Below are 8,672 nucleotides of genomic sequence, written 5' to 3' on the forward strand. Positions count from 1 at the left end.
CCCGCCGGCCCCGCGGGCCCGGCGGCGGCCCTGGGGCCACGGGGGAACGGGATGTCCCGGTGAACCGTCCTCGATGTGAGCGGAGTTCACCGCCCGGGGGCGCGGGCACCGGCCGGGACCGAGGCGGTGTCGCGGGGTGAACCGCCGCCGGGGCGAACCGAGTAGACCGTCCGAGGCCGCCGTACATGACCGCGGACGGCACCCGCCGCGCGTCGGCCCGGTGGCCCACTCGCCCGGCGGGCGCCGTCGGGCTCACGCCTGATCGGTGCGGGGCCGGGGCGCGGGGGCCGGCACCTCCCCGAGGCGGGGGTCGTGCGCGACACCGGGTACGGCCGCCGCCCGGTCACCGTAGGGAGTGCCCGTGCCCTCGGCCGGGGCGGCCGGGGCGGGTGCCCCCGCGTCCTTCGTCAGGGCGCCCAGGCCCTCGACCGAGGCGCCCGTGCCCGCCGCCGGGGCCGCCTTCCCGTCACCCCCCTCGTGGCCGAGCTTGCGGGCCGCGCGGTCGAAGTACCGCAGCAGTTCCACCGGGAACGGCATCACGAGCGTCGAGTTCTTCTCGGCCGCCACCTCCACGACCGTCTGCAGGAGCCGCAGCTGCATGGCCTCCGGGGTGTCCGACATGATGCGGGAGGCGTTGGCGAGCTGCTGGGCGGCCTGGAACTCGCCGTCCGCCGTGATGACGCGCGCCCGCCGCTCGCGCTCCGCCTCGGCCTGCCGGGACATGGACCGCTTCAGGGACTCCGGCAGCTGCACGTCCTTGATCTCGACCCGGTCGATGTGCACGCCCCAGCCGGCTGCCGGGCTGTCGATCATCAGGGCGAGCCCCTCGTGCAGCCGCTCACGGTCGGACAGCAGGTCGTCGAGGTCGCTCTTGCCGATGATGGACCGCAGCGAGGACTGGGCGACCTGCCCGACGGCGAACATGTAGTCCTGGACCTCGATCGAGGCCCGTACGGGGTCGGTGACCCGGAAGTAGACGACGGCGTCGACCTTGACCGAGACGTTGTCCCTGGTGATGCCCTCCTGGGTCGGGATCGGCAGGGTCACCACCTGCACGTTCACCTTCCGCATCCGGTCGGCGAACGGGATCAGGAACGTGATGCCCGGCTGCCGGTGGTGCGGCAGCGCCTTCCCCCAGCGGAAGACGACCCCGCGTTCGACCTGGTTCACCACCCGCATTCCGCTGCGCAGCACGAGCAGGGCCAGAACGGCCACCAGCACAACCGCGACGACGGTGCCTTCCATGGCACTTCACTTCCCTCTCAGGGTGTCGATGAGTGACAACCAAGTGGACGCCGCGGAAAGGATCAGCGGATGCGGCCGGGGCGTCAGGAGTTCGTCAAGAAGAGGAGGACCCACCGGCGCCAGGAGACACCTGCGGACACCGGTAGCACTCGTAGATGTCCGGAGGCACCCGGAGACACCTGCGGAGAACCGGAGACACCCGTAAACACCCGGAGGCGCTCGGAGATACCTGTGGAAAACTGGGGGGGCACCCGTAAATACCTTGAGGCGCCCGGGGACACCTGTGGAAACCCGGGGACACCGTAAACACCCGGAGGCGCCCGGGGACACCGGCAGACACCCGCAGACACCCGCAGACACCCGGAGGCGCCCGGGTCGTCATGCCGGCCGGGTCGCGGTCACCATGGTCCCGGCTGCGGTCACGACCCTCCCGGTCGCGGTCACGTCCGTGTGCAGGGGATCTCGATCTCTGCCCAGATCGTCTTCCCGGCCGCGTGGTGGCGCGTACCCCAACGCTCGGCGAACTGGGCGACGAGCAGCAGCCCGCGGCCGCCCTCGTCGAAGGTGCGGGCCCGCCGCAGATGCGGGGCGCTGCTGCTGCTGTCGGAGACCTCGCAGATGAGCGCGGAATCGTGGATCAGCCGCAGCCGGATGGGGGGCTGGCCGTACCGGATGGCGTTGGTGACCAGTTCGCTGACCACCAGTTCGGCGGTGAAGGCCACCTCCTGCAGTCCCCACCCCGACAGCCGGTGCAGGGCCTCCGCCCGGGCGCGGGCCACCGCGGCCGGGTCGGACGGCAGGTCCCAGGTGGCGACCTGGCTGGTGTCCAGGGCCCGGGTACGGGCGACGAGCAGGGCGACATCGTCCTGGGGCTGCGCCGGGAGCAGACTGCGGATCAGGTTGTCGCAGACGTCCTCCAGCGAGGCGGCGGGCTCTTCCAGGGAGCGGCGCAGCAGCGTGAGCCCCTTGCCGAGGTCGTGCTTGGTCCCCTCGATGAGACCGTCCGTGTAGAGAGCGAGCAGACTGCCCCGGGGCAGTTCCCACTCGACCGCCTCGAAGGGCAGACCGCCCACGCCCAGCGGAGGGCCGGGGGAGACCTCGACGAAGTCCGCCGTGCCGTCCGGCGTGACGACGGCGGGCGGCGGATGGCCCGCGCTGGCGGCGGTGCAGCGGCGCGAGATCGGGTCGTAGACGACGTACAGGCAGGTGGCGATGAGGTCGGTGGAGACCTCGATGTCGGCCTCGGGCTCCGCGATGGGCTCCTCCTCCGCCGCCAGATGGGTGACCAGGTCGTCGAGGTGGACGAGGAGCTCGTCCGTGGGAAGGTCGACGTCCGCCAGGGTGCGCACCGCGGTCCGCAGACGTCCCATGGTGGCGGAGGCGCGCAGACCGTGGCCCACCACGTCCCCGACGACCAGCGCGACCCGGGCGCCGGACAGCGGGATCACATCGAACCAGTCGCCCCCGAGGCCGGCCCGGGTACGGGCGGGCAGATAGCGGTACGCGACCTCGACCGCGTCCTGCGCGGCCAGCCGACGGGGGAGCAGGCTGCGCTGCAGCGCCAGGGCCGTGTTGCGTTCGAGCGTGTACCGACGGGCGTTGTCCACGGCCACGGCGGCGCGTGCGCCGATCTCCTGGGCGAGCAGCAGATCGTCCTCCTCGAAGGGCTCGGGACGCTGATGGCGGACGATGACCGACACACCGAGAGCGATGCCGCGGGCACGCAGCGGAATGACCATGATCGAGTGGATTCCGAACCGCCAGACCACCCCGGCCCGCTCGGGGTCGGCGACCTGCCAGCTCCTGATGGCCTCGTCCAGCGTGCGGTGCAGCGAGGCCCGGCCGGTGGCCAGGGCGCGGACGGGGGGCGCCGACTCCGGGTAGTAGTCCACGTCCCCCGGCTGGATCACCGCCTCGGGCGCACCGGGCAGGACGGACTGCTGCGCGGCGCGGCGCAGGGCGACGGTGCCCGAGGCGGACGGCACCGGCTCGACCCCGCGGAACAGGGAGTCCAGCAGGTCGATGGTGACGAAGTCGGCGAGCCGGGCCACCATCACATCGGCCATCTCCTGGGCCGTGCGCATCACGTCCAGGGTGCTGCCCACCTGCGTACCGACGTCGTTCAGCAGGGCCAGCCGCTCCCGGGCCCAGTACTCGGCGGTGACGTCGAGTGCCGAGACCTGTACGTGGGGCACCCGCCCGGCCGATGTCGTGACCGGGGCCACGGTGACGGCCCAGATCCTCGGCGGCGCCGCCGGCCGGGCCCTGCCCCGCAGCTGGAACTCCTCGGGCTGCCCCGACTCGAACACCCGGCGCATGCCCTCCTCGACCCTCCGGCACATGTGGGGCGGCAGGACGTCGGTGACACGCCGGCCACGCATCTGCTCCTCGGTGAGGCCGAGCTCGCGGGTGGCACCGGCGCTCGCCCGCAGGACCCGCAGTTCGCGGTCGTACACCATCAGGGGCAGGTGGCACTGTGTGAACGCCTCCTCCGCCGCCGCCGGGTCCGGCGGCTGCTTCGGCGCCGTGACCACGATGAGACGCTGCGCCCTGCCCTCGCCGTCGAACGACGGATACGCCCGCAGCCGCACCTCCACGCGCCGGCCGTCCCGGTGCCGCAGCGGGGTCGTCCCGCCGCGCCCGTCGAGAGCCGCGGGATACCCCTTCGCGACGTCCGTGTCCGAACCGAGCAGATCGATCACGGGGTGCCCGACGACCTCCTGGTACGGGTAGCCGAGCAGCCGCTCGGCGCCCGCGCTCCACGCGGTCACGATCCCCCGGGCGTCGACGACCGCCGTCGCCGGGTCCGCCGGGTCCGGGGGCATGCCGGAGCCGTTGCCGGGTGTGCTGGCACCGTGCATGTCGATCATCGCCCATTCTGCCCCCGCGGAAGCCCGGGCCGCGGGACGACGCCTACCGGGCCCACGAGCCCGGAGGCCGGGCCCGCCGCGTCGGCCCTCTCCCCCACTTCTACCGTTCTTCGCCCGCACTCGCGCGTCGTGGCACCGCGCCGCCGGGCACGGCGGAAGAGGGGCCGCGACCCGGGCCCGTCGGGGCGCCGTCACACCGGTGCCGTACGGACCTCCGCTCCGGGCCGGACGACCCCTGGGAAGCCGGCCGGCACGGGCGTTGGCTGGTGGTGTCGGAGGAGGCCGCCATGAACGCCAGCACGTTCGCCGGACGGACCGGCACGCACCCGCGCCGTCCAGCCGCCCTTGCCGCCATCGCCCTGCTCGTCGCCTCGCTGGCGGCCGGCTGCGGGGGCGGGAACGGGGGCACGGCCGGCACCCGGCCGGACACCTCGCCCGCCACCACCGACGGCACGAGCGGCGGCACATCGCAGGCGCCGGGCGACGGCGGCGGCTCGCAGGAGGGCACCCCGTCCACCGGGGCCACCCCGACCACCACGCCCGCCGGGAGGGCGCCCCGCCAGGTACGGGTCTCGGCCTACTTCCTGCACGGGGAGCATGTGTCACCCGCGCCGCGCAGCGCGGCCTCCCCGGGCACGGCCGCGGGAGCCCTCCGCGCACTGCTGGCCGGGCCCACCACCTACGAGAAGCGGTACGAGCGCACCACGGCGATCCCCCGCGGCACCACGCTGAACTCCGTCGCCGTGCGCGGCAAGGTCGCCACGGTCGATCTCTCCGGACGCTACGACGACGGCGGCGGCAGCCTCTCCATGCGGGCACGGATCGCCCAAGTCGTCTTCACCGCCACCCAGTTCCCGTCCATCCAGAAGGTGGCGTTCGAACTCGACGGCAAACCCGTCACCGCGCTGGGCGGGGAGGGGGTCGATGTGCACCAGCCGGTCGGCCGGGCCGACTTCGAGGATCTGACCCCCGCCGTTCTCGTGGAGTCGCCGCTGATCGGTGACACGATCCACAGCCCGGTCCGGGTGTGGGGCAGCGCCAACACGTTCGAGGCGACGTTCCGCCTGAGGATCAAGGACGCCGCCGGGACGACGGTCGCCTACCCGTATGTGACGGCGACCTCCGGCACCGGCACCCGCGGCACCTTCGACGTGACGGTCCCGTACCGGACCGCGAACACCGGCACCGGCTGGCTGATCGCCTCGTACGACTCTCCCGAGGACGGACGGCCGGTGATCGTCGACACGATCCCGCTGACGCTGGGACGGTGACGGCGAGGCACGGACACGTTGCCGCCGGTGTACGGCCCCCGGTCCGTCCGCCGCCCGTCAGGGCAGGGCGACGCCGTCCAGCCTGCCGTTCTTGGCGTCGTCGACGAGCGAGGAGAACTGGTCGGCGCTCATCTGGACACGCTGACCGAAGTCGTCGGTCAGGACGATCCGGCGGTCGGCCGGGGCGTTCGGGTCGACGAACAGTTGGGGACAGCCGCAGTTGCAGTTGCCGCAGAAGGTTGCCACGGGCTCCAGCCCGCCGGTGTCGGCCATGCTTCTCCACCTCCAGTGGATGCGGCGCGCCGGTGTCCGGACCGGTCGCCGTGGGGACTGTCCGGGAGATACCCGAGGCGGTGCGAGGGGACGCGCGGCCGGGCCGGGCCGCTGGGGCGTGGTGGCCGGCCCGCGTGCTGTCGTGCTCCGCCGCCCGCTTCCGGTGCTTCGGTCCCGGGAGAGGACCCGGGAACCGGACACCTCCGGAATCCGACTCCATGGAGGGAGGCCGACCGGCACAGCCCGGCGGCCCGGCCGTGGTGACCGCTGTGCGGCGTCTACGCGGTGTCGCTCCAGTCGTACGGCCCGCCGCCGCGCCACTCGATCAGCTCTGGGTCGTCGACGGCGCGGTCCTCAGAGGGCAGGCCGGCGTCGTGGAGCAGCTCGAAGACATCGAAGAGGCTGTGGGCGATGCCCACGCGCTTGCCGTGGATCGTCACCTGCCGCCCGCCGTCGGGCGACGGCGGGAACACGACCACAGGAGGCTGCTCGTCCATGGCACCACCATGCGCCGCAACCGTCCGGCCTGCAGCTCGACGCCCCTGACCAGCACAAGCACGGCGGCGGCCCCGGGCGCCGCCACGGCGCTGACCGTGAGGGGCGCCCACGCCGAGGACGGCGGAGGTGCCACCGGGCGGTGCCGGCGGTCACGGGCGGCGGTGGCGCCTCAGCCTGGCGCCCACCGAGCCGGGACTCTACCCGGGGCAGGCATTCTTCCGCATGCATGTGCAACAGAATGCCGTGGATCACCCTCGAAGAAAACCTGTCATGGCAACAGTAGACATTGGCTCGTCATGGGGTTAACGTTCTTGTCGTACCCAGGAAGTCGAAGAGGGCACGGCAGATACGAAACTGCCGTGCAAGCAGGTCAAGCAGGAAACGGCCCCATGGGGCCGCGAGCAGTACCCGCGGTATCCAGCAGTACAACCGAGTAACCGAAGGTAAGGAGCAGAACGCCATCAGGATCGCCCGGGCGAGGAAGAAGCCCGCCCGGGTACCGCAGGCCCCGGATTGGAAGGTGGTCCCCGGTCACGCAACCGCGATCCCCGCAGCCCCGCCCTCCCAGGCGGAACCTGCGGACAAAGAAGGCCGGCGCAGTTCGCCGGTAGATGGTGTTGAAAGCTCGGGGCCCGGGTGCCGGTACGGCATCCGGGCCCCCCGACGCGTCCCTGGAAGAAGAGGCCTATGCCCCCTCGCAGTACCCGCCCCATCACCCCTCTCGATGACGACGACTACCCCGCCTACACCATGGGCCGGGCCGCCGAGATGCTCGGTACCACACCCGCCTTCCTCCGCACTCTCGGCGAACACCGCCTGATCACCCCCCTGCGCTCCGAAGGCGGCCACCGCCGCTACTCCCGCTACCAGCTGCGCATAGCCGCCCGCGCCCGCGAACTCGTCGACCGGGGCACCCCCATCGAGGCCGCCTGCCGCATCGTCATCCTCGAAGACCAGCTCGAAGAAGCCCGGCGCATCAATGAGCAACTGCGCGCCCAAGGCGGCGAGCCGCAGCCGAAGACCACATCCTGATCACGACCGGGCGGCTGTCCGCTCGCCCTCGTGGTCGGTGACGGCCGCCAGGCCCCGCTGATGTCTGCTTGGATGCCGCAGATGACGACGAGTTCTGCTGTTCCCCGCGCGGACGACGCCGATTCCGACCGACTGAGGGCCCTGCTGGAACGTGCCGCCGAGGGGCGGGACAGTCAGGCATGGAGCGACCTCTGGACGGAGCTGTACCACAACGGTTCCCTGGACGTCACCCGTCCGCTGGTGCTGCACGCGCTGACCGACATGGCGGAGGACGACCATGCCGACACGGCAGTTTCGGCCCTCCTCCTGGCCGGCTCCCTTCTCGTCCAAGCGGACCAGCGGTACGAGACCCGGAACCTGCGCGACCGGCACGCGACGGACGTCGCACGCCTGCTGTCCGCCGCGAACCGGTGGCGGCAGGTCACCGCAGACCGCAACGAGTACTGCCACCTGCTTGAGGCGGTCCTGAACCTGGAGGGCGGCATCGACTGGGCACAGGACTTGTTCGGGGGCGTCGTCGGCGAGGAATACGAACTCGAGTGTCCCGATCCCGACGGATGCGCGTCGCTGTGGGTGATCATCGGGGAGCGGGGGTTCTTCAGCGTGGCCGAGGATTACGCCCTCTCCGACGACGTCGAAACCTTCCCTCTCCATCCGGCCGACCCCCGCGCCCTGGAAGGTCTCGGCCGCCGCCTCTACGACCTTGCCCTGGCCGACGGCCACGAGGAAGTCGCGTGCGCCCTGACGTATGCCTTCGGTGAGGCGACCTGCCCGGAGTGCGAGCGGCGCTTCTCCGTCATCGGGCAGGTCGTCGCCAGTTCCAGCTGAGAACCGCGTTGCGGTGGCGGGTTTTGAACCCAGCGACCCCTTCGTCCCGAAGTGACTGGCGGCGGCCCCCGGTCACTGGGGTGACACCGGGGACCACAAGGCGTTCGGCCGCTTCACGCCGGAAGTCGGCGTCCCCAAGCCTCAAAGGCTCTTGCCGGCCTCCCATGTGGACGCCGGGGGATCTGCCGGGGCTCAGCCCACAGGCCATGGGGCACCGGACGGGAGCGACCTCCCGGCACGCCGTCCGACCACGTAGCCTCCGATACCGGCGAGGGTCAGCGCGATCCCGAGGCCCCCAAGCGTCACCAACACCATCGGCACGGCGGAGTCCTCCAGCACTCGCCCCTGCACTCCAGAGGCCGCGACGCTGCCTGACTGCTCGCTGAGGTGGAAGCGTGAGTCGTTGGCGTTCGCCCGGTGGTCGCCCAGCAAGAACAGCCGCCCGTCCGGCACCTTCACGTCATACGGGCTGACCGTCAGGTTCTCTTCGCCGTCCCTCACATACGGCTCGTTGACCGGCCTGCCGTTCACCGTGACCCGGTTCCCCTCGCCCGTCACGTGATCGCCACCCAATCCGATGACCCGCCGCAGCATCGGCCTTCCCTGAGAGGGCAGTACGTGACGTGATGTCCGTTTCGGGCTTTCGGGTGGGGCT

Annotated in this window: 8 protein-coding genes; 3 read left to right on the top strand and 5 right to left on the bottom strand. The window is 72.0% G+C overall.

Features of this window, described 5'->3' with window-relative positions; genetic code table 11:
• Window positions 1-252: 252 nt before the first annotated feature.
• Together ACFSL4_RS22405 and ACFSL4_RS22410 are read right to left on the bottom strand one after the other, a co-directional pair.
• Window positions 253-1,245, bottom strand: coding sequence for a slipin family protein (locus ACFSL4_RS22405; RefSeq protein WP_381085733.1), 993 nt, complete (start codon window positions 1,243-1,245; stop codon window positions 253-255).
• Between the two features lie 440 nt (window positions 1,246-1,685).
• The gene (locus ACFSL4_RS22410; protein ID WP_381085736.1) at window positions 1,686-4,115 is read right to left on the bottom strand and encodes a SpoIIE family protein phosphatase; all 2,430 of its coding nucleotides are present in this window, start codon (window positions 4,113-4,115) and stop codon (window positions 1,686-1,688) included.
• Window positions 4,116-4,402: 287 nt separating this feature from the next.
• Here ACFSL4_RS22410 and ACFSL4_RS22415 point away from each other — a divergent pair, with 287 nt between their 5' ends.
• The gene (locus ACFSL4_RS22415) at window positions 4,403-5,386 is read left to right on the top strand and encodes a GerMN domain-containing protein (protein ID WP_381085738.1); all 984 of its coding nucleotides are present in this window, start codon (window positions 4,403-4,405) and stop codon (window positions 5,384-5,386) included.
• A 57-nt stretch (window positions 5,387-5,443) separates the two neighbouring features.
• On the opposite strand, the gene ACFSL4_RS22420 is transcribed toward ACFSL4_RS22415, so the two are convergent.
• Both ACFSL4_RS22420 and ACFSL4_RS22425 read right to left on the bottom strand, forming a co-directional pair.
• Entirely contained in the window at window positions 5,444-5,659 is a 216-nt protein-coding gene (locus tag ACFSL4_RS22420) for a hypothetical protein (RefSeq protein WP_381085741.1), read from the bottom strand.
• 278 nt (window positions 5,660-5,937) lie between these two features.
• Window positions 5,938-6,156 (bottom strand): hypothetical protein, encoded by a 219-nt coding sequence (locus ACFSL4_RS22425; RefSeq protein WP_381085744.1) that lies wholly within the window; start codon window positions 6,154-6,156, stop codon window positions 5,938-5,940.
• 688 nt (window positions 6,157-6,844) lie between these two features.
• Here ACFSL4_RS22425 and ACFSL4_RS22430 point away from each other — a divergent pair.
• Together ACFSL4_RS22430 and ACFSL4_RS22435 are read left to right on the top strand one after the other, a co-directional pair.
• Complete coding sequence (locus ACFSL4_RS22430) at window positions 6,845-7,189, top strand: MerR family transcriptional regulator (protein ID WP_381085747.1); 345 nt, start codon at window positions 6,845-6,847, stop codon at window positions 7,187-7,189.
• Between the two features lie 81 nt (window positions 7,190-7,270).
• Complete coding sequence (locus ACFSL4_RS22435) at window positions 7,271-8,017, top strand: hypothetical protein (RefSeq protein WP_381085750.1); 747 nt, start codon at window positions 7,271-7,273, stop codon at window positions 8,015-8,017.
• Window positions 8,018-8,209: 192 nt separating this feature from the next.
• Here the strand turns inward: ACFSL4_RS22435 and lepB are convergent, their stop codons facing one another.
• Complete coding sequence (gene lepB / locus ACFSL4_RS22440) at window positions 8,210-8,632, bottom strand: signal peptidase I (RefSeq protein WP_381085762.1); 423 nt, start codon at window positions 8,630-8,632, stop codon at window positions 8,210-8,212.
• Window positions 8,633-8,672: the final 40 nt, after the last annotated feature.

Source organism: Streptomyces caeni, assembly GCF_042678285.1.
Lineage (GTDB): Bacteria > Actinomycetota > Actinomycetes > Streptomycetales > Streptomycetaceae > Streptomyces > Streptomyces caeni.

Excerpts from the sequence above, each read along its gene's own strand:
- ACFSL4_RS22405 (WP_381085733.1), bottom strand. The coding sequence starts at position 1,245 with ATGGAAGGCACCGTCGTCGCGGTTGTGCTGGTGGCCGTTCTGGCCCTG.
- ACFSL4_RS22410 (WP_381085736.1), bottom strand. The coding sequence starts at position 4,115 with ATGATCGACATGCACGGTGCCAGCACACCCGGCAACGGCTCCGGCATG.
- ACFSL4_RS22415 (WP_381085738.1), top strand. The coding sequence starts at position 4,403 with ATGAACGCCAGCACGTTCGCCGGACGGACCGGCACGCACCCGCGCCGT.
- ACFSL4_RS22420 (WP_381085741.1), bottom strand. The coding sequence starts at position 5,659 with ATGGCCGACACCGGCGGGCTGGAGCCCGTGGCAACCTTCTGCGGCAAC.
- ACFSL4_RS22425 (WP_381085744.1), bottom strand. The coding sequence starts at position 6,156 with ATGGACGAGCAGCCTCCTGTGGTCGTGTTCCCGCCGTCGCCCGACGGC.
- ACFSL4_RS22430 (WP_381085747.1), top strand. The coding sequence starts at position 6,845 with ATGCCCCCTCGCAGTACCCGCCCCATCACCCCTCTCGATGACGACGAC.
- ACFSL4_RS22435 (WP_381085750.1), top strand. The coding sequence starts at position 7,271 with ATGACGACGAGTTCTGCTGTTCCCCGCGCGGACGACGCCGATTCCGAC.